Here is a 20,532-nt window from a genome sequence, read left to right on the forward strand (position 1 = left end):
TTCCATGAAGTTATCCGTAATTATTGTCAACTACAATGTGCGCCATTTTCTCGAACAGGCCCTGCTGTCGGTACGCAATGCCTCGCACGGGCTGGAGGTGGAGGTTTGGGTAGTAGACAATAATTCCGTGGACGACTCGGTGGCGATGGTGCAGGCGAAATTTCCGGAAGTCCGGCTCATCGTCAACCAGGATAACCCGGGTTTTGCCGTTGCCAACAACCAGGCCATCCGCCGATCTACCGGAACGTATGTACTGCTGCTCAATCCGGATACCGTCGTCGAAGAAGATACCTTCAGCAAGTGCATCACCTTCATGGACGCCCATCCCGACGCCGGAGGACTCGGCGTACACATGATCGACGGCGCGGGAAAGTTCCTGCCCGAATCGAAAAGAGGTTTTCCTACCCCCTGGGTAGCCTTTTGCAAGACCTTCGGACTATCCCGGCTGTTTCCGCGCTCCGCATTTTTCAACCGCTATCATCTCGGCTATCTCGATGAAATGGAAACCCACCCGGTAGATGTACTCTCCGGAGCGTTCCTCTTCATGCGCCGGTCCGTGCTGGATAAGATCGGCCTGCTCGATGAAGCCTTTTTCATGTACGGAGAGGACATCGACCTCTCCTACCGCATCGTTCAGGCCGGCTACCGCAATTATTATTTTCCGGAAACAACCATCATCCACTATAAAGGAGAAAGCACCAAAAAGGGAAGCCTCAACTACGTCCGCACCTTTTATAAGGCTATGATCATTTTTGCCCGGAAGCATTTTCGCGGACGGGGAGCCAGCGGCTTTATCTTTATGCTGCAGGCAGCCATCTATTTCCGGGCCGCCCTCAGCCTGCTGAGCAGCTTTTTCAAACGCATTTATCTGCCGCTGTTCGATGCCGTACTCATCTTCACCGGTTTGCTGTTCCTGAAGGACTTCTGGGCTGCTTACCACTTTCAAGATCCGGGTTATTACGACAGGTCCGTTGTTTATTTCAATTTCCCGCTGTATACGCTGACCTGGCTGGCCGGTATTTTTTTCAGCGGCGGTTACGACCGGACCGCCCGGTTGCGGCAGATCATCAGGGGAGTGCTCTTCGGAACGGTCATTCTGGCGGCCATTTACGGCTTCCTGGAGATGAGCTATCGTTCTTCCCGGGCGCTGATCCTGCTCGGTACCGCCTGGGCACTGGTGGCCACGGTCGGTCTGCGGCTCCTGCTGCATTTTCTGCGCTTCGGCAATTTCCGGATGGACCGGCAATCCGCTCCCCGGCTGGTGATCGTGGGTTCTGCGGCTGAGAGCAAACGCGTCCAGGATGTACTTCAGCAGATCGGGGTACAGAAGAACTTTATCGGCACGGTAGCTCCCGCTGAAGAGGCGAATGAAGATGCCTTTTTTCTCAGCAATCAGTACCAATTGAACGAAGTGGCGGAGGTTTATAAAGTAGACGAGATCATTTTTTGTTCCAAAGACATTCCGGCCGAGCGGATCATGTACTGGATGTCCCGACTGGGTCCCCGCATCGCCTATAAAACCATTCCGGAGGAAAGCCTGAGTATTATCGGCAGTAATTCCCGCAATTCCGTTGGCGAACTGTACACGGTGGATATCTATTTTGCGATCGACCAGCCCGCCAACCGCCGCAATAAACGCCTGCTGGATATCGGATTGAGTGGTCTACTACTTGTGTTCAGCCCCTTGCTCTGGCTGATCAGCTATCGTTCTGCCGGGAAATTATTCCCACAGATCTGGTCCGTCCTGCGAGGGCATTCCACCTGGGTGGGCTACGCCGGCGAGGATCAGGATGCTCCCCTTCCTCAACTGAAACCCGGTATTTTCAGCCCGAAAGACGGCCTCCCGGCCTTTCCCCTGAATCAGCAGACCATCCGGCGCCTGAATTTCCTGTACGCCAAAGATTATCACTTAGGCACCGATCTGGAAATTATCCGGAAGGCGCTTTTCCGCACAAAAAGAGACTGATCCGAACATCTTCAGATCAGTCTCGAAATAGATTGAGGGGACTCAAAAATTTCTTTAACGCAGATAATGTTTTTCCTTTAGACTTTAAAAAGTATAGCGTAGAAGGATTTCCTCAGGGGGGAGAATATGGATCGGGATCCATACTTTTCATCTATTCCTTCATCACGTCCTTCTACCTGCTATACGTTTTCCGGATGATCGTGCCGTCCGGAACAGTTTGATTATGTAAGGGGGAACTCTTATCCGGAGGATCCACTTCCTCCAATAGTTCGAAAATGCGAACCGCCGGCACGTAGCGGAACTGCATAAAATGGACGATACACTCACAAGTTGTACCTAGCGGCTATACGGAATCCTCATTCCGCATGACCAGAACAAATTTTAAAATGGTTTGAATCACTGAGTGTGCAAAATCAGCACTAGTCTGGATGGTTAGGAATACCCATACTAGCCAGATCGAACGAACGGCGCACAACGAATCACCAGCTCTGCCTAACAGAGTCAGGAATATCCAACGCCTTTTACCAAATAATAGGAACAGGCATCAACTTCTAATCCATCCATTAAGATGGGATGTCGATCATGGGTATAGTAAGAAGGTAAACTGAAATGTGTATTGGAAGCGTTTTGTGTTCGGATTTCTCCAGGTTTGGGAAAGTTACCTAAATATCGTTGGGTACTTTAAGGACTAAGTGAAGCTAGTGTTGAAGTGTTTATCTTATACAAATATAACTATATTTTCATAATAAGCAAGCAATTCCCCAAATGATTTACCGTTAGGCAGTTTGAAGTTCAGGAGGATAGATATAGTCGTTCAGTTCAGGATTCGTCCAGCAAATTCTGAAATTTTTGACGGAGCTTCCTTTTGCTCAGTACACCAAGAACATATTCCCGGATCTCTCCGTCACGGAGAAAAACGGTAGTCGGAACCTGTGAGATACCAAATTGAGTAGGCAGATCCTGATTGGAATCAACGTCCACCTTGTAGATTACGAGCTTGGGATATTCCGGAGCAAGCTCCTTGAAAAACGTCTCTAGTATATGAGCGCTCCCAAGCCATTCTGCTGTAAATAAAAGAACAACAGGTTTTTCCTCACTTTCCGATATTATTGGTGACATACTATTACCCTCAAATAACCGATATGGGGCTCTATTATTCAAGATTTGTCAAATTTTACCATTGAACAACACTTAAGCCAGCATGTTCGATGAAAAGAAAAAAAAATTTAATGTGCGGAGGAATTACCTTCGGTAAACCCTCTGCAGGTTTACCAAGTATAATTTATATAGGTATTCAGTTGTTGTCTTCGGGCCACTTGCCTTCAGCCGAAAATGACGCCTGGGGAATTCTTGTTCGCTCTGCCTGTGCGGATTCATAGAGAGATTCCGGCAGCTCCTCTGCCGACCCACCGTAATAACCGACCGCAATGGCGGTGGCGATATGGTATCCGGCGGGAACGTCGAATTTTTCATGAGCCTTTTTCCAGTCTACACCGGCCATGTGGTGTAAGGCGATGTCCATGGATTGCGCCTGGACAGTCATGTTGCCCAGCGCCAGACCGAGATCATGCAGTGCATGGAAATTGTCCTTTCCGGACTCAAACTTCTCCTTGTAGCCGGCCAGTATCAGAACCGGAGCATTGCCGGCCCACTTTCGATTAAATTCAGAAAGGCAACTCATCATACGCTCGTAGGCTTTGGAGCCGCGATGAGCGTATATCAATCGCCAGGGTTGTTCGTTCCGGGAACTTGCCGACCACCGTACTGCTTCCAGAAGCTGGTTCATATCCTCTCCGGTAACTTCTTTATCGGAGAAAACCCGTGGGCTCCATCTTTGCGCGATGAGCGGATGCACATCGTAGCGGGTGTCAGCAATTTTATTTTCAAGTGTAGAAGTTATCATCTCTTTTTTAGTTTACTAGTTGCTTCCTCTATAACTCGGCCCGGTACGGGCGTGTTCGCTGGCTTCGTTTTTTTATCGCATTGTTTAGTCCGGCAAGCCGGCTAAACCGATGCACAGATAACGAACATCGTCCGAAAACCACCTGTTTTAAAAGTGAACAACGACGAGTTGATCGTCCCTGTATTCCCTTAACCAAATTTCAAAAGCTCAAACCATGGTTTCCTTTACCAGAGGATTTTCGCCGGAACACGGTTTGTCAGGATATGCCGACCGTTTCTTTAACCAGTCGTTCCGACGTGCCTGGGGCCATGAAAGTAGTATCGATCAAAGTGAGATCACCGTGCCGGTTATCCAGGTTCGGGAGGAAGCAACCGGCTTTTTGCTGGAGTTTACGATTCCTGGTCACCAAAGATCAGATCTTAATATCCAGGTCAATGACCGGATATGGACCATCAGTGCCAAGCTGGAAAAAAGTATGATCTCTGGTATAAACGGAAATACTGATTTCCATTTCACCAGACGCGAGTTCCATTACCAGACGTTTTGCAGGAGTTTTACCCTTCCGGAAAATGACAAGGAAGACCAAATTGCAGCAAACTGCAATAACGGCATTTTAGTCGTAAAAGTACCGGTTGACGGTAGAGTTGAAGAACAGGAAAGTCCGCGGAGTATTTCCGTAGGCTAGTTTTGTGCTGCTCTCATCTCCGGATGAGTGTTTGTTTGTTTTATGCGGATTACATCCGTTTGCAAAATTCTAAAAAATTATCATCATATGAAAATTATCAGCCTTTTAAATCAAAACGGACCGGGCCCCGGACCGGGAAAACCCATCCAACCGGTACCCGAACCGCCCAGCAGGCCGGGTATCGGAGAACCGGTACGTCCGAGACCGGAAAAGCCCTCCAGTCCCGACATCGGTGAGCCCAACCGGCCCCAACCGGAACAGCCGACGGAACCACCCCTGACGCAGTGAAGGAGCGATTCTATATAATCTAAGTTGCGATGTAACTTAGGTAGCGGGTAGAGAGTAGCGGGTAGAGGGATTACCTATCGTTAAAATGGAGCAAAATCGCTCATTTTAACGGTTGCAGTCTCTCTACGCTTTACCATCTACTCTCTACAATTCAAGTATCGCAACTTGAATTATATAGTTTCCCGATAAACCAGCCCGGCGTGCTGAGTGATCAGCAGGGCGGAAACGGGACGAACCACCAACTCAAACGTATGCTTCATACCGGTAAAGCGATCTTTCCCGGTGAAAAAATACCCGGAAGGAGAGCACGTAAAGGTGGGCTTCTAACGGATCAACCATATTTATCCACCCTAATTTAAATACCATGAAGCCGAACAATTTATATCAGAACCTGTCAAAGGAAAATTCAACATCTATGTTATTTCACCTGTATAGCCGCCACGACGCGGCAGCCTCCGACTACCGACAGATCGTAGCGGACCTGAAAGATGACAACACCCTCAAAAACTGGTTTAACAGTCTGGCCGAGTTTCGCCAGGAACTGGCCAACGAACTGCGACCACTGGTTGAAGACAACGGCAGCATTCCGGTTAAACCCAGTAAGGAAATGAGATCCTACCTCCACGATCGCAGCGATGACATTATCGAATTCATCAATAAAGAGAACGAAGTCGGTCTGCTCGAACTGAGCCTGGAAGCCGAAGAAAGTGTAGGAAAGTACTACCAGAAGATCGAGGCAAACAAGGATATTCCCCTGGAGATCCGGGAAAAACTCGAGAAACAACACGATCGCCTGCTGGAAGTGATCGAGAAAGCCCAGCGCCTGCAGACGGTGCCCGAACAGGATCGGTCCGATTTTGTGGTGTAAAACCGAGGGTATCAAAACCCCGAAAAAGATGGGGCTTTGCCGGATTCCGGCAAAGCCCCATTTTCTTTATTGAACAGAAGATCCGAAACGGATCGCTGGTGCGGGACTGCAAGCGGTCTGGAAAACCAGCACCGCTTGTCATTCCGCAACCTATTCTATATTCCTAATTCTTCTCTTTTTGTTTAGACATCTGGATGGAATTTGCCTGGAGAGCATCCTTGGGCAGGAGTCCGTATTTTTCCCGGAACTTCCGGGCGAAGTGCCCCCGGTTGCTGTACCCTACCCTTTCGGCTACATCCTGAATGGACGACTTTCCGTCCATGATCATGTATTTGGCCGCTTCCAGACGGGCGTCCCGGAGGTAGCGGTTGATGGTTTTACCGAACACCTGTTTAAAACCGCGCTTCAGCTTCTGCTGGTTCACGCCGCTCATTTTAGCCAGATCCTGAATGGTGGGTGCATTCTGCAGATCACTCAGCAGGATCTCCTTGGCTTTCAGGATCTTGTCCAGGTCGTATCTTTTCAGGGTGACGAAACGGGTTTCCGGATCGAGATCATCGGCAAACTGTTTCAGTTGCAGCGCCAACAGCTCCAGCGACTTGGCTTCGGCGTAGGAACTGCGCACCAGATCTTTGTACCCGTTGCCGGCGATGTGCTTGATACATTCGGCGGTAGGCACACTGTAATTGATCTCGTGCAAAAATGAATTCTCGCCTTCCTGGTCCCGGAAAACATTCGTTAGTTTGGAATGCATCTCTTCCAGATCACAATCTACTTTCTTGATGTATTCCGAACGCAGGATCTGCAAATTGGTATGTACGATCTGAATATTAGGTGAAATGTGCATGGTTTGGGAACATTCGCTGGGATTGGCGGAGATCGAACCGTTCAGCGGATTGAGCTGGTAGGCGATCTGTTCATCGCAGATCTCGTGCCGGATCTCTCCTTCCACGCAGAAGTTAAAATGCAGGGGATGTACCCGCTCCGCAGTAAAGACTACCGTTAAATCTTCGTGGAAAGTACAGTGGAAGTAGACCAGGCTCATACCGTAGTCAAAATCGTAGGCGGAAATATATCCTTCTCCAATATCTTCCGGAATTTCCAGTCGGTATTCTTTACAATCTCTTATATAATCAGTGTCGAAAGCCTTGGTCAATGCATCGACAAATGCTTCAGCTCCGTTTTTTTTAATCCGGATTTCCATTAGGGTGTGGTGTTTAAAAATGTGTAACAATATTTAGTTACCGGCTACCCTTTTTGGCGCTTTCGCCTGCTGGTGACCCTTTTAGCTGGTCCTGCAAAACTATTTCTTTAGACCGACCTCCGGGTTTCTTCTGAAAACCGGCAACATGCATTATTTATTATTTTAACCTGTTCCAAATCGGCAGTGTTCGATTGCGGGCGAACCCCGGGCGGCAAAATCCTGTTTTAAAATAAAGAAAAGACCATATGATAGACCGCAAAAAATTTGATTCACTCACCCAGGTAAGAGGTGAGCAATGTATATCCCTCTACCTCCCCACTTCCCGCGCCGGACAGGAGCAGGAAGATAGAATTCGTTATAAAAACACCTTAAGCGAAGTAAAGAACCAACTGATCAATCACGGCCTGTCTTCCCAGGAAGCCGATAAAAAGCTACGGGAAGCCAGCAGCAAGATCGATGACATGGAATTCTGGCAGCATCAGTCCGACGGACTGGCCGTCTTCATCTGCGACGGAAAGACATCATTCCACAGTTTGCCCGTCGATTTTGAGAACTATATGTTCGTCGGAGATCATCTGTATCTCAAACCCCTCATTCCCCTACTGACCGGTAACGCCAAATTTTTCCTGTTGGCCATCAGCCAGAATGAAACCAAATTCTACGTCGCTGAGCGGTATTCGATCACGGAGATCGAAACCAATGAGTATCTGCCTTCCAGTATTCAGGACCTGATGAAGTACATCGACGGAGAAGAGCAGCTACAACACCACAGTGGACAGGGCGCCCAGGACCAGGCCATTTACCACGGTCACGGCGGAGGCAAGGACATGGAAGATGTCCGACTTCGTGAATATATGCGTATGATCAACAAAGGCATCATGGAAATGATGTGTGACGACGATACCGAACCGCTGATCCTGGCCACCGTTGAAGAAAATGCCGGCATCTACCGGGAGGTAAATGAGTATAAAAACCTGCACGAATCCTATATTCCCGGAAATCCCGAAAATGAAGATCCCGTCGTATTACACGAAAAGGCCTGGGAGATCATCGGACCGGATGTAGAAGCTGATGTGGAGCAGGAGAAGGAAGGCTTTGGCCTTGCTTTATCCAATGACGAGGCTTCTTTTTCCATTCACGACATCGTTCCGGCCGCTATTGCCGGCCGGGTAGAGACGTTGTTTATCGCCCGTAAGGATGAGGTCTGGGGTACCTACAATGAGTCGGACCACAGCATTACCATCCACGAAAAACGGGAGGAAGGCAGCATCCCGCTGATCAATCACGCGGCGCTGCAGACGCTCCAGAACGGTGGCACCGTTTATCTGATGCCCCGTACGGACCTGCCGCGACCAACTGGTAACGTAAACGCCATTTATCGCTACGCCAGCGTTCCGGCCTAAGCGACCATTTAAGTCCGTCTCTAAGCCGTTTTGATCATCGTAAATGATTAACCAGACCGACAGCCATTCCGATTATCTTTTTCAATTTATCAGAAAAAAAATCCGGAATGGCTGTTTGTTTTTAGCCCGGGTGGTGATTTGCCGCCGCCGTTCAGACGACTGTATCCGCAAGTTTTTCCAAATCAGCGCTTTTAAACTTGAAAAATTAACTTCATCTGCGCATCAGTGCATCCGATCGTTTGTCCAAAAAAATGCTCCGAATGCCCCAAAATCCCTGGTACATCTTTGATCCCCATTTGACATAAGCCAAAAAATATATTATAATTGTGGGCTCATTTTTGAATTACTGTTCGAGCCCCGAACAATTGGTTAAACTTCTATACCTCTTAAGAAATTTTAAGCTTCGGTCTTTTTACCGTGTTATCCGAGCTTTCGTTGAATGCTGCCATTTTCTGGAACAGATCAGCAATGTTAGGATGCACGCTGGCCGGGACTTGTTTTTTTTATTGTTTTCACTGGTAAACGCTGATCCGAAAATTTTTATGAACAATGCATCCAACGGGGCTAATCGTTTCTACACGGTTAATTATGATCTGAATAACTGTGACCAGGAACCCATTCACATTATACGGGTGGTTCAGAGCTACGCCTGTCTGCTCGGCGTAGACGTTCAGTCCTTTTCCATCATCCATGTTTCCGATAACAGCCAGCAGATCCTGGGCCTGCCGCACGAGGAAGTGCTCTCGCAGAATCTGGCCGACCTGCTGCATCCGGAGATCATGGAACAGATCCGATCCGGATTACAGGAAAATGATTTTCTTTCCATCAACCCGATCATTATAAAGAGTTTTGGTGGCCACATACTGGACACTACCTATCACCTGATCGCTCATCTCCAGGACCAGACGATGATCCTGGAATTTGAGCAGCGGGACCCCCTGGTATCTTCTTCCCGTTTTTTACAAAGAAGTGATCGTGCGGTCCAGAAGATCCAGTCGGCCCGCGATGTGAATAATCTTTTTCACGAAACGGCCAGCGAGATTAAGGTCCTCACCGGTTACGACCGGGTCATGATCTACCAGTTCGACGAGGAATACAACGGTATTGTCATTGCGGAGGCCAAGGAAGATCATTTGTCGCCGTACTATCAGCTACGCTATCCGGCCAGCGATATTCCCCGACAGGCCCGGGCGTTGTTCCTGCGCAATCAGGTACGGATCATCGTCGATGCCCAATCGGAACCCGCACAGATCATTCCCGCTGTGCATCCGGAGACCGGAACGCCGCTCGATCAGACGGACAGTGTAGCCCGCGGTGTATCCCCGATCCATATAGAATACCTCAACAATATGGGCGTACGGGCCAGCATGAGCGTGGCCATTGTCAAGGAGAATAAACTCTGGGGGTTGATCGCCTGCCATCACTACCAGCCTAAGCTGGTGGATTATCGGGTGCGCAATATGATCAAATTCCTGAGCCGGATCATTTCCGGGCATCTTGCGCTGCAGGAGGCCCACGATTTCCGCGAACAGGGGCTGCAGACCAATATCGTGCGCTCCCACCTGCTGGAACAGATGAGCCGCAACTGGAGTGTGCTCGAAGGGTTGATGCAAAATAAGTTCACCCTCCTGGACCTCAACCAGGCTTCGGGTGCCGCCCTGCTGCTGGACGGACGCCTGCATACCATCGGCGAATGCCCGTCCGAGGAAAAAATAATGGAATTAATTGACTGGCTGGAAAACAATACCGACTCGTCTGTGTTTGAGACAAACGAATTGTCCGCACACTGGCCGGCCGGGCTCGAAATAAAAGATGTAGCTTCCGGCCTGTTATCTCTCCAAATAGCCCATACTCCGCCGGAATACATTTTGTGGTTCCGTCCGGAAATAATCCAGACCGTCAACTGGGGCGGCAATCCCGAAAAGGCCGTTACTTTTTCCGGTGAACAAATGCGGCTCAGTCCGCGAAAATCGTTTGATATCTGGAAAGAACAGGTCCAGAACACGGCCAAACCGTGGGACCGGAACGATATCAATTCGGCCATTGCCCTGCGTAATGACATCAAGGAGATCATCATTGAAAAGTATCAGGAGATCAGAAAACTCAACCAGAATCTGCTGGAAGCTTACAAAGATCTGGAAAGCTTCAGCTATTCGGTGAGTCACGACCTTCGCATGCCGTTGCGGACGATCGAAGGTTTCTCTCAGATCCTGGAAGAAGATTATAAAGATAAACTCGATGATTACGGGCAGCAGGTGATCCAGACAATCTCCAGCAGTATTGGTAAAATGAACGGTTTTATCAACGATCTGCTCGCTTTGTCCAAGATCAGCCTCAATGACCTGATCATCAATAAACTGAATCCGGCCAGTCAGATCGAACAGGTTTGGAACAGTTTTCCGGAGGCCGAACGCCAACGGGTCCAGTTCCAGTTAAAAGATCCAATGCCGCCGGTATACGCGGAAGTCACTTCCCTACGGCAGTTGCTGAGTAATTTGTTGTCGAATGCCATCAAATACTCCCGGCACCAGGAAATCCCCATGATCGAGGTAGGTGCCGACAGCGACGGTAAAAGTACCGTCATCTACGTGCGGGATAACGGTATCGGTATGGACCCCAAGCACCACCAGCGGATCTTTGATGTGTTCTCCCGCCTGGTATCGGATAAAGATTATGAAGGCACCGGAGTAGGGCTCGCTATCGTCAAAAAAGTAGTGGATAAACACCGGGGGGAAGTATGGGTAGAGAGTGAAAAAGGAGGCGGATCAACCTTTTATTGCCGGTTCCCCATCCACGAGCTGGAGGTCCTGTAAAAGGATTACTATTAAAAATTTTAGCGTTTTTTCTTTTTTTTTTTGAAAAACTGAACCTCGGAATAAAAAAAATGTTCAAAAAATCGCAATACAGCCGTCTTTGGTATGCCCGGAATAATTAGGAGCATCCGAGCATACTAGACAGACTTTGGTGGCGCAGGCTTCTGGAATATTCCCCCATAGGGAATTGCCCCGTGTCCAACAAGATCAAAGTTATTGGTTGATCTATAACAAGTATTTGTAAAATGATTGAGAGAACTCTTAAGGTTCTAATGTTAGAGGACCTAAAAACGGATCAGGAGCTGATCAAAAGGGGTGTATTGAAAGCTGCACCAGAGGCTGTCTTCATTATCGCAAGTAATCAAGAAGAATTTGAAGACAAGATCAATTGGGTTGGCCCGGATATTATCCTTGCAGATTACAACGTTCCCGGTTACAATGGATTGGAAGCGCTGCTGCTCGTACGGGAGAAAATGCCGCACGTGCCTTTTGTATTCGTTACCGGCAGTCTGAACGACGAGGAAAAAGTAGCAGAAACTATCCTCAACGGAGCTTCCGGTTATATCCTGAAAGGTAACCTATCGGAATTACCGGACAAGATCGAACACGTATTGGTCCGGGAAGAAAAACGTTTTAAAGAGCGCGAAGCTCAGGTACAGAAACAACGACGCAAAAAATTACTGCTACAGAAATTAAATGCACTTATTGAGAATTCTTCCGAATTCTCGAACAAAAAAGACGCTGTAGATATCATGCAGGAAGTGCTGCAGATCACCGGCGTCCAGTAAATTATTTCTCCCTTATATGCAGGCAGCAGCCTATTTACGACAGAAGACCCAGGGTCTTCACCAACAAACCGAAGCGGTAGCTCTTGGTCGGGAAATTATGGACCAGACTTTGAATCTCGACCAATACCGCAGTCTGATCTCCAAAAACCACTTTCTCCACAATAATCTGGAGCCGTTGCTCTTGAACGGTCTTAGGTATCACCATCTTACTGATTTTACTCACTTCCTGCATCCGCGGATGGAGGCTCTACGGGCCGATGCCCATCTACTGGAACTGCCGGAAATAAATTACGGCGTGAAACTGCCGGAACTACGATCTTCGAATGAAGTGCTGGGCGGGCTCTATGTTTTACTGGGCTCCAATCTGGGTGGCCGGGTCATTTATAAAGCACTGAAGGAAAATCTGCAACTGCGGGAACTCCCCGATTTTCACTTTTACGGTTCCAGCGGGAACCATCCGGCTAAAGAATGGCCGCAGTTCTGCCGTATGCTGGATAGCTATCTACTTAGTGAAAGTGATCTGGCCGGGGCCAAACTCGGAGCCGAAGCGGTGTTCAGGCTGGTGCGCGATGTGCACGCCACACCCGCTTACAGCGAAAGCTGACCCATACTCGACGGACCAGCTTCCACTCCAACACCTTTTACCCAAATGCGGACCTGAATACATCGCCCGGGCGTCAGCCACCGGGCCGGTAAGTCTGTGGGATCAGAGATTGACGATCTTACCTTTCGTACCGATCTGTACGCGATAGGCCGTAGTACTGGCCGCTTCGAAATGTTCCTGATGCGGATCGCCCTGGCCGGAAGCGATGATCACCTGGCCGTCTTCCTTGATGGTGGCTACGGACTGGGTCAGTTGTTCTCCGTCGTAGTACGTCCCCCCGATCACCCGCTTATCGATCAGCTTTTCGTCTTTGCCAAAAGTAGCCAGCATGTATTGGTAATTGAGCAGCCCTGCTTTCCAGTACACGATCGCCTGGTATTCCTTTTGGGCCGGCATTCGAAAGCAGGCAATAAACTCCGTAAACTCATCCGACTCCTCTTCTTCCAGCGGTAAAATGAACTGTTCGATCATCAGCGGAGGTATCGGATCGTTCTTCTGACTGAAGGCGTGATGGGTGTCTTCTCCCAGCGTAATCGGTAGTTCTACCTCGGGAAATTTCTCCAGGAAGTGCTGGAAACTTACTTTTAATTGTTTTTCCTCCATTTTATTTTATCATAATTTTGAATGATTCTAAATAATCCGTCGATAATTAGCTGAGGCCAACAATTGTTGGGCAAATCCGCTTTATCGGTTAGCTTTGTGCACCAAATATCTCGACCTTCCAACAACGCTTTTCATACCTTTTGGGTTGAGTGAAAGGTCACACGAAAAAAATAAAATTTATGAGTTGGTTTTCTACTTTCCTTACGTCCTCTGTCGGGCGTAAGTTGGTGATGAGCCTCACCGGATTGTTCCTGATCATCTTCCTGGTGGTTCATCTCATTGGCAATTTACAGTTGTTGTTTGACGATGGTGGAGAGAAATTTAATCTCTACGCGAAGTTCATGACGACAAACCCGGTCATCAAGCTGACCTCTTACCTGCTTTACGCCGGCATCCTGCTGCACGCCATTCAGGGCTGGCTACTGTGGCGGTCCAATGCGAACGCCCGGGAAACCAAATACGCGGTAAAAGTAACGCGTACCGTCAACACCAATTCATTTGCATCCCGCAATATGGGCTGGCTGGGTACGATAATCTTTATTTTTATCCTGATCCACCTGTATCAGTTCTGGCTGCAAATGAAAATGGGGGTACTTGAAATGGTGACTTACGAAGATGTGGAAGTGGACAACCTCTACTACGTAGTGGCTCAGGCCTTCCAAAATCCCCTCTATGTGGTTTTCTACGTCATTTGCATGGTCGTTATTGCCTATCACCTTCTCCACGGCTTCCAGAGTGCATTTCAGACCCTTGGTTTGAACCATTCGAAGTACTCACCGTTGATCCGTACAGTAGGACGTATCTACGCGGTGGTCGTTCCCCTGGCTTTTGCGTTCATCCCCGTGTATATGTACCTGCAGGGGTAAGATAGCCCGACCGAGAACCAGATTCATTTAACAATTATCATCAGAAAGATATGAAACTTGACGGAAAAGTACCTGGCGGACCACTGGAAGAAAAATGGACCCAATACCGGTCCAGCATGCCACTGGTAGCCCCCAACAATAAAAGACGTCTGGAAGTAATCGTAGTCGGTACCGGTCTGGCCGGTGCATCTGCCGCCGCTACCCTCGGCGAACTCGGCTACAACGTGAAAGCCTTCACTTTCCACGACAGTCCCCGCCGGGCCCACTCCATCGCGGCCCAGGGTGGGATCAATGCCGCAAAGAATTACCAAAATGACGGCGATAGCGTGTATCGCCTGTTTTACGATACCATCAAGGGTGGTGACTACCGCTCCCGCGAGGCCAACGTACACCGGCTGGCGGAAGTGAGTCGCAACATCATTGACCAGGCGGTTGCGCAGGGCGTGCCCTTCGCCCGCGATTACGGCGGACTGCTGGCCAACCGCTCTTTCGGCGGGGTGCAGGTAAGCCGTACCTTCTACGCCCGCGGACAGACCGGTCAGCAATTGCTGCTGGGTGCCTACCAGTCGCTTTCGCGGCAGATCTCCCTCGGTACCGTAAAGATGTACAACCGGCACGAAATGCTGGACATCGTCCGGATCGACGGCAAAGCCCGGGGCATTATCGCCCGGAACCTGATCACCGGCGAACTGGAACGCCACGCCGCCCACGCCGTGGTGCTGGCCTCCGGAGGATACGGCAACGTATTCTACCTGTCTACCAACGCCATGATGTGTAATGTATCCGCCGCCTGGCGCGCTGTACGCCGCGGGGCGCTGATGGCGAACCCCTGCTTCACCCAGATCCACCCTACCTGCATTCCGGTATCGGGCGACTATCAGTCCAAACTGACGCTGATGTCCGAAAGTTTACGGAACGACGGCCGGGTATGGGTACCCAAAAAGCAGGAGGATGCCAAAGCCATCCGCGAGGGTAAAAAGACCGGACTCGATATTCCGGAAGCCGACCGGGACTACTACCTGGAGCGCCGCTACCCGGCCTTCGGTAACCTGGTACCCCGGGACGTAGCCAGTAGAGCTGCCAAAACCGCCTGCGACGAAGGACTGGGTGTTGCGCCTACCGGACTCGCCGTATACCTCGATTTCTCCGACGCCATCATGCGCTACGGAAAATCCAAAGCTCACTCCTCCGGCAACGACCATCCGGATGAGAAACTGGTCAAAGAACTGGGTACGGCCGTGATCTCCGAAAAGTACGGTAACCTCTTCGAGATGTACGAAAAGATCACCGGTGAAAATCCCTATATCTATCCGATGAAGATCTACCCGGCGGTACACTACACCATGGGTGGCCTGTGGGTGGACTATAATCTGGAAACCAACATCCCGGGACTGTTCGCCCTCGGAGAATGCAACTTCTCCGACCACGGCGCCAACCGTCTGGGTGCTTCTGCCCTGATGCAGGGTCTGGCCGACGGTTACTTCGTGATTCCCTATACCATCGGCACTTTCCTGTCCAAAGAGATCCGGACCCCGAAATTCGATCCGAACGGCGAAGCCTTCAAGGCTACCGAAAAAGCGGTGAAGGACCGTATCGACAATCTGCTGAGCGTACAGGGCAACCAGTCTGTGGAAAGTTTCCACCGTCGCCTGGGTTCCATCATGTGGGACTACTGCGGCATGTCGCGGAACGCAGAAGGGCTGCGTAAGGCCGTACAGATGGTACGCGAGCTGAAGGCCGAATTCTACAATGATGTGTTTGTACCCGGCGGCAACAACGAGTACAATCCGGAACTGGAAAAAGCACTGCGCGTAGCGGACTTCATGGAACTGGGTGAGACCATGATCCTGGATGCACTGAACCGCGACGAATCCTGCGGCGGTCACTTCCGCGAGGAATACCAGACCGAAGACGGTGAAGCGCTTCGCGACGACGAGAACTTCACCTACGTCGCTGCCTGGGAATACCCGGGTAACGGCCAGGAACCGATCCTCCACAAAGAAGAACTGGTCTTCGAAAACGTTGAGCTTAAAACCAGATCCTATAAATAAGCCCGGTGATCTCCGGTGGTGCTTCCGGGCACCGCAGGCAACACCATCACTGATCGCTTAAAAACAAAATTAGATGAAACTCACACTCAAAATATGGAGACAAGGTGGCAAGTTCAAAGGGGAATTGGTCACCTACCAACTGGATAATGTCAGTGAACACATGTCCTTTCTGGAAATGCTGGACGTGCTGAACGAAGAACTGGTCCAGAAGAAGGAAGAGCCGGTCGTGTTCGAGCACGATTGCCGCGAAGGTATCTGCGGTACCTGCAGCATGGTGATCAACGGTTATCCGCACGGCCCGATGCAGGGCACCACGGCCTGCCAGTTGCACATGCGTCACTTCAAGGACGGCGATACCATCACGATCGAGCCCTTCCGCGCCAAGTCCTTCCCGGTGCTGAAAGACCTTGCCGTAGACCGCGCCGCTTTTGACCGCATCATTCAGGCCGGCGGTTTCGTTTCGGTGAATACCGGCCAGGCGCAGGATGCCAACTCCATTCCTATCGAGAAAGAACAGGCGGCTGAGGCTTTTGATGCTGCAGCCTGTATCGGTTGCGGGGCCTGCGTAGCGGCCTGCCCAAACTCTTCGGCCATGCTGTTCACCTCGGCCAAAGTAGCCCACCTCTCCCTGATGCCACAAGGTGAGGTAGAGAAACAACGCCGGGTACAGGCCATGGTCCGTCAGATGGACGAGGAAGGGTTCGGAGCCTGTTCCAACATCACGGCCTGTGAGGCGGAATGTCCGAAGGAGATCTCCGTGGAATACATTGCCAAACTGAACCGGGATTACTTTGCTTCTTCCCTGGGTTCGGAGACCAAAGTAAAATAAATCGTCACCACGTGACCACCGAAAGTCGTTAGCCGGTGAAAATTCGGGCTAATGACTTTTGGTGGATGGTTCTACGCTACTACTCAAACACTTCTATGCTGGAGCTTTTCATCACCGTACTGGCTTCCCTGTTTTCCGTGGTCAATCCACTCGGAGCCGTACCGGTATTTCTGGCCATGACGCCCACCTACTCCAAAGCCGAACGGGCCCATACCGCCAGAAATACCAGCATTTATTTCATCCTGATCCTGACGGTCTTCTTTTTGGCGGGTACACTGATCCTGAGCTTTTTCGGTATCAGTCTGAGCGCCATGCGGATCGCCGGCGGCATTGTGATCTTCCTGTCCGGTTTCAGTTTGCTGAACGGTAAAATGGCCGAAAGCCGGGCGGTGGATAAAAAAGTGAAACACGAAGCCCTGGAAAAGGACGATATTTCCTTCTCCCCTATGGCTATGCCCCTGCTGTCCGGCCCGGGATCCATCAGTTTATTGATCAGTTTATACGCCATCCATACCGAATGGTCCCAGCGGTTCCTGATCATCGGGGTGATCATCAGTCTGGGCGTTATCATTTTCCTGATCCTGCGTTCAGCGCCTTACCTGTTCCGCATTATGGGGGAAGGCGGCCTGAAGGCTCTGTCCCGCATCATGGGCTTTATCGTAATGGCCATCGGTATCCAGTATATCATTACCGGTATCTACGATCTGATCCGTACGATGCAGGGCTAATGAATGCCGGCGGATCGGCTTGGCACGGGAGCTTTTCGGGGCTTCTGAGCGCCCTGTTTCCCAATACAGTCATTGCTCCATCCGCAAAGTATGAATATCGGTGATCAGCTGAGCGATGGAAGCCTTATTCAATCCATTATAGATCCCTCGGATATGGCGTTGCGGATCAATCAGAACGAAGTTCTCCGTATGTAAAAATTCTTCCGGGTCTTTTTGCAGCCCCAGATCCTCCTCCACGAAGTAATCCTGCCGCCCGAGTTTATAGATCTGTTCCCGATCTCCGGTAAGTAGGTGCCACTTCCGGGCATCCACGCCCCTGGCCAGGGCGTAGTCTTGTAGTACCGGGACCGAATCGTGTTCCGGAGTTACGGAATGAGACAGCAGTAAGACGCCATCATCCTCCCAGAACGCATCCTGCAGCAAAGCCATATTGGTGGTCATTTTGGGGCAGATACCCGGACAGGAGGTGAAAAAGAAATCCGTCACGTATATCTTCCCGGCTACGGAGCGCTCCGTAATGGTATCGCCTTCCTGGTTGATCAGTCGGAAAGGAGAGATCCGGTGGAACTGAGCCAGGGAATCACTGCCCGCCTCCAGCCAATGGGGGGTAAAGGTGGCTTCATCGTAAAAGGGCAAGGAAGCTTCCTGATCTTGCTTCTTGGAACCATTACAAGCCAACATTACTAGCAGAACTAAAAAAAGCACGCCTTTACTCAGCATATTGAATTTCTTCTTTATCCAGTTCATAACATAAATTTGCTCGCTTTAAACCAAAGATCCGACCGTTTTTGGCCTCGTAATTATTGTAGATCTTTCCATTCTCGCGCCAGGCTCGCTGCGGGCCCTCTTCCCGACCGTACACCAGTTGTATTTCTTTAAACTTTGCCCCACTGCTGTACCATTCTTCCTGCAGGCCGTGCGCCACGCCCCGATCGTAGTTGGACGCGCTTCTCAGTTTTCCGTTGGACCACCAGCTTTTGGCAGCGCCCTGCTTTTTACCATCCCGGTAAAAGCATTCAAAACTCAACTGACCGTCTTCGAACCACTTTCGGTACGGGCCTTGTTTTTTTCCGTTTGCGTAGGCGATGGAAGTCGCGATCTGTCCGTTCTCGTACCTGGAGACCGAAGTCCCCGTGAAAGGCTGATCCCGAAAGTAGATCAGCCCCTCAGCGGGTCGAAGCTCCAGTAATTCTTTTGGTACCCTGATGTCCTCAACAGCAGCAGTGCCCGCTATAAAGGCCCGATCTGCAGCCAGGAACTGGCCGGCTAAGACCACGGATACTATTCCCAACATGAACGCTCTACCGAATCGCATTGGGAGTCCCTTGGTAATTTCCCGGAAACAGAATATAGAATTGGTTCAGGTACTTTTCGTTCTGGATATGGTAGTGGTATTCCGCTTCGGTAGTGTGCTGTGTGGTGCTGGTATGGCCACCGGATGCATCGAGATCGGTTGGGTAAGTCCCCGTAGCATTACATTTCCGCCCGTACAGAAAAAAACCGTCGGAAATGATACCGATCAATTTCTCATCGTCATCCGACCAGGCTTTGGTCTCCAGATGGTAATGGTAACTCTGGGGCCCGGTGTGGGCCGCCGTGTAATCCAGGGAGGGAATGGCATTATCCAATGGAACATTGGGACCTTCCTGATCGTCGTAGATCATCGATCCGCTGACCGCCATACCGATCGGTCCCAGGCCGGTGGCCGAACTGGTAGTCGCCAAAACCGGGCTGGCCGGCACCCGCAGAGTATAAGACCCGTTAAAATCATCGATATTCCCCGGCGCCATCTGCTCGAAGGAAGTCACACTCGGTTCCACGAATAGCGGATGATTGGAAGCCGCTGCCGGTGTAGTGAGCGTATTTCCCATCGGATCGACGGCCGTCCGTGCCGTCGTATTGGACCAGTACGGAGAGGTATGATTGGGTAATCCGTTGGATTCCAGGACGACCTCGTCCCCATCTAAATAAATGGTAAAATTATCCGGATCGAATTCCGCAAAAGCAGCGTGAAGTTCGGGTTCCCCGACCGGATCGGTCAGGTCATCATCCTGCTGGCAGGAAAAAATAAGGATAGCGCCCAGCGGCAGTAGTAAGCAAGAGAAAACCAGGTATTTCATAATTTGTTTTTCCCTTTGGACCACTACCGGCTAAAAATCCTTCGGTTATTCGGAATTTTTTTTCAGATCCAGTAAGATAATATCCAAGGCTTTACTCATAAAGTCCTCAAAATAAACCGCTTGCTCTTCCTTTAAAATTTCTTTTACTTTTTGAAAATGTTGGTAGGTTACGTTGATCTTGCGGCGTTCCAGCGCCTGAACCTGGTCCAGGATCGCTGCTTCGTCCACATTTTCTGCGGTGGAGGTAAGTTGAAAAAAGTAGGGTTTCAGCAGGTCGCTTTGTTGGCGGTCAATCTCATCCAGGGCCCGACTGTGCCGACGCGCCTCCCCTAAAAAAATCTTCCTTTGCTCATCATCCAGATCCAGGATGGCGATGGCCTGATCCAAAAAGCCGTAATCCGCCCTATTAACCGGTGGTCCGGGTCTGCTGAACAGGAAGACGGCAATAAGCGATACGTTCAGGAACAATAAGGCCCAGGTTGCTGATCTATAGAAGGCTTGTGATTTCATAAGTCGTAAAGTCTGTAATTTGAAATAAGTTGGCGGTCGGTTTCCGCTTCCCACCCGGATCCATCCGATCGGGTTTGATCGGACGATATGTACCCGCTAACGGCCCAGATATTGAGCAACAGCAAAACCGCTGCGGCCACCGCGGCCAGACGCCACTGCACTACAGGAATAATCTTCGCCTCCCGGGTACCAAGTCCGGCTTCGATCCGGGCCAGCAGTCCGGGATCGGGACTTGCCTTTTTACTACCCTCCAGGCTATCAAATGCGTTGTCTATCCAATTTTCCAAATCGTCTTTCATCGCT

General features: G+C 50.2%; 21 protein-coding genes. 12 read left to right on the plus strand and 9 right to left on the minus strand.

The features are described 5' to 3' along the window. Positions 1–4: 4 nt before the first annotated feature. Positions 5–1,966 carry a glycosyltransferase family 2 protein gene (locus CRP01_RS17630; protein ID WP_099151395.1) on the plus strand — a complete coding sequence of 654 codons (1,962 nt, stop codon included), beginning with the start codon at positions 5–7 and terminating at the stop codon, positions 1,964–1,966. An 819-nt stretch (positions 1,967–2,785) separates the two neighbouring features. On the opposite strand, the gene CRP01_RS17635 is transcribed toward CRP01_RS17630, so the two are convergent. Next, positions 2,786–3,127: a thioredoxin family protein gene (locus CRP01_RS17635; protein ID WP_099151396.1), complete on the minus strand. Its 342-nt coding sequence runs from the start codon at positions 3,125–3,127 to the stop codon at positions 2,786–2,788. 133 nt (positions 3,128–3,260) lie between these two features. Next, positions 3,261–3,869, minus strand: a complete 609-nt coding sequence (locus CRP01_RS17640) for a nitroreductase family protein (protein ID WP_099151397.1) — start codon at positions 3,867–3,869, stop codon at positions 3,261–3,263. Between the two features lie 214 nt (positions 3,870–4,083). Here CRP01_RS17640 and CRP01_RS17645 point away from each other — a divergent pair, with 214 nt between their 5' ends. The 3 genes from CRP01_RS17645 to CRP01_RS17655 all read left to right on the plus strand — a co-directional run bounded on the left by CRP01_RS17645 (position 4,084) and on the right by CRP01_RS17655 (position 5,710). Then, positions 4,084–4,554: an Hsp20/alpha crystallin family protein gene (locus CRP01_RS17645; RefSeq protein ID WP_099151398.1), complete on the plus strand. Its 471-nt coding sequence runs from the start codon at positions 4,084–4,086 to the stop codon at positions 4,552–4,554. 87 nt (positions 4,555–4,641) lie between these two features. Further along, positions 4,642–4,842, plus strand: coding sequence for a hypothetical protein (locus CRP01_RS17650; protein ID WP_099151399.1), 201 nt, complete (start codon positions 4,642–4,644; stop codon positions 4,840–4,842). A 415-nt stretch (positions 4,843–5,257) separates the two neighbouring features. After that, a complete protein-coding gene (locus CRP01_RS17655) occupies positions 5,258–5,710 on the plus strand; it encodes a hypothetical protein (RefSeq protein WP_099151400.1) in 453 nt (150 codons plus the stop codon). A 163-nt stretch (positions 5,711–5,873) separates the two neighbouring features. Here the strand turns inward: CRP01_RS17655 and CRP01_RS17660 are convergent, their stop codons facing one another. Further along, entirely contained in the window at positions 5,874–6,914 is a 1,041-nt protein-coding gene (locus CRP01_RS17660) for a helix-turn-helix transcriptional regulator (RefSeq protein WP_099151401.1), read from the minus strand. Between the two features lie 245 nt (positions 6,915–7,159). On the opposite strand from CRP01_RS17660, the gene CRP01_RS17665 reads away from it, so the two are divergent. From CRP01_RS17665 to CRP01_RS17680, 4 genes are all read left to right on the plus strand, one after another. Beyond that, on the plus strand, positions 7,160–8,317 hold the full coding sequence (locus tag CRP01_RS17665) for a baeRF7 domain-containing protein (protein WP_099151402.1): 1,158 nt from the start codon (positions 7,160–7,162) through the stop codon (positions 8,315–8,317). A 542-nt stretch (positions 8,318–8,859) separates the two neighbouring features. After that, positions 8,860–11,130: an ATP-binding protein gene (locus tag CRP01_RS17670; protein ID WP_170110418.1), complete on the plus strand. Its 2,271-nt coding sequence runs from the start codon at positions 8,860–8,862 to the stop codon at positions 11,128–11,130. A 272-nt stretch (positions 11,131–11,402) separates the two neighbouring features. Beyond that, the gene (locus CRP01_RS17675) at positions 11,403–11,918 is read left to right on the plus strand and encodes a response regulator (protein ID WP_170110419.1); all 516 of its coding nucleotides are present in this window, start codon (positions 11,403–11,405) and stop codon (positions 11,916–11,918) included. A gap of 16 nt (positions 11,919–11,934) precedes the next feature. Then, entirely contained in the window at positions 11,935–12,522 is a 588-nt protein-coding gene (locus CRP01_RS17680) for a biliverdin-producing heme oxygenase (protein WP_099151405.1), read from the plus strand. Positions 12,523–12,624: 102 nt separating this feature from the next. Here CRP01_RS17680 and CRP01_RS17685 read toward each other — a convergent pair whose 3' ends face one another. After that, positions 12,625–13,125 carry a hypothetical protein gene (locus CRP01_RS17685; protein ID WP_099151406.1) on the minus strand — a complete coding sequence of 167 codons (501 nt, stop codon included), beginning with the start codon at positions 13,123–13,125 and terminating at the stop codon, positions 12,625–12,627. Positions 13,126–13,304: 179 nt separating this feature from the next. Between CRP01_RS17685 and CRP01_RS17690 the strand changes: the two genes are divergently transcribed. From CRP01_RS17690 to CRP01_RS17705, 4 genes are all read left to right on the plus strand, one after another. Further along, positions 13,305–13,991: a succinate dehydrogenase cytochrome b subunit gene (locus tag CRP01_RS17690; protein ID WP_099151407.1), complete on the plus strand. Its 687-nt coding sequence runs from the start codon at positions 13,305–13,307 to the stop codon at positions 13,989–13,991. Positions 13,992–14,041: 50 nt separating this feature from the next. Beyond that, positions 14,042–16,042, plus strand: coding sequence for a fumarate reductase/succinate dehydrogenase flavoprotein subunit (locus CRP01_RS17695; RefSeq protein WP_099151408.1), 2,001 nt, complete (start codon positions 14,042–14,044; stop codon positions 16,040–16,042). A 73-nt stretch (positions 16,043–16,115) separates the two neighbouring features. Then, on the plus strand, positions 16,116–16,871 hold the full coding sequence (locus CRP01_RS17700) for a succinate dehydrogenase/fumarate reductase iron-sulfur subunit (RefSeq protein ID WP_099151409.1): 756 nt from the start codon (positions 16,116–16,118) through the stop codon (positions 16,869–16,871). Positions 16,872–16,966: 95 nt separating this feature from the next. Continuing rightward, positions 16,967–17,599, plus strand: coding sequence for a MarC family NAAT transporter (locus CRP01_RS17705; protein ID WP_099151410.1), 633 nt, complete (start codon positions 16,967–16,969; stop codon positions 17,597–17,599). 69 nt (positions 17,600–17,668) lie between these two features. On the opposite strand, the gene CRP01_RS17710 is transcribed toward CRP01_RS17705, so the two are convergent. The 5 genes from CRP01_RS17710 to CRP01_RS17730 are packed head-to-tail and all read right to left on the minus strand — an operon-like array spanning position 17,669 to position 20,528. Further along, complete coding sequence (locus CRP01_RS17710) at positions 17,669–18,346, minus strand: SCO family protein (protein ID WP_099151411.1); 678 nt, start codon at positions 18,344–18,346, stop codon at positions 17,669–17,671. Further along, positions 18,309–18,914 (minus strand): toxin-antitoxin system YwqK family antitoxin, encoded by a 606-nt coding sequence (locus tag CRP01_RS17715; RefSeq protein WP_222845760.1) that lies wholly within the window; start codon positions 18,912–18,914, stop codon positions 18,309–18,311. Before CRP01_RS17715 ends, CRP01_RS17710 begins: the two co-directional genes overlap by 38 nt. Continuing rightward, the gene (locus CRP01_RS17720) at positions 18,901–19,719 is read right to left on the minus strand and encodes a YHYH protein (protein WP_099151412.1); all 819 of its coding nucleotides are present in this window, start codon (positions 19,717–19,719) and stop codon (positions 18,901–18,903) included. The genes CRP01_RS17715 and CRP01_RS17720 overlap by 14 nt, the downstream gene beginning before the upstream one ends. Before the next feature lie 45 nt (positions 19,720–19,764). Continuing rightward, positions 19,765–20,229, minus strand: coding sequence for a hypothetical protein (locus CRP01_RS17725; protein ID WP_099151413.1), 465 nt, complete (start codon positions 20,227–20,229; stop codon positions 19,765–19,767). Continuing rightward, complete coding sequence (locus CRP01_RS17730) at positions 20,226–20,528, minus strand: hypothetical protein (RefSeq protein ID WP_099151414.1); 303 nt, start codon at positions 20,526–20,528, stop codon at positions 20,226–20,228. The genes CRP01_RS17725 and CRP01_RS17730 overlap by 4 nt, the downstream gene beginning before the upstream one ends. Positions 20,529–20,532: the final 4 nt, after the last annotated feature.

Source organism: Flavilitoribacter nigricans DSM 23189 = NBRC 102662 (assembly GCF_002646595.1).
In the GTDB taxonomy this organism is placed as follows: domain Bacteria; phylum Bacteroidota; class Bacteroidia; order Chitinophagales; family Saprospiraceae; genus Flavilitoribacter; species Flavilitoribacter nigricans.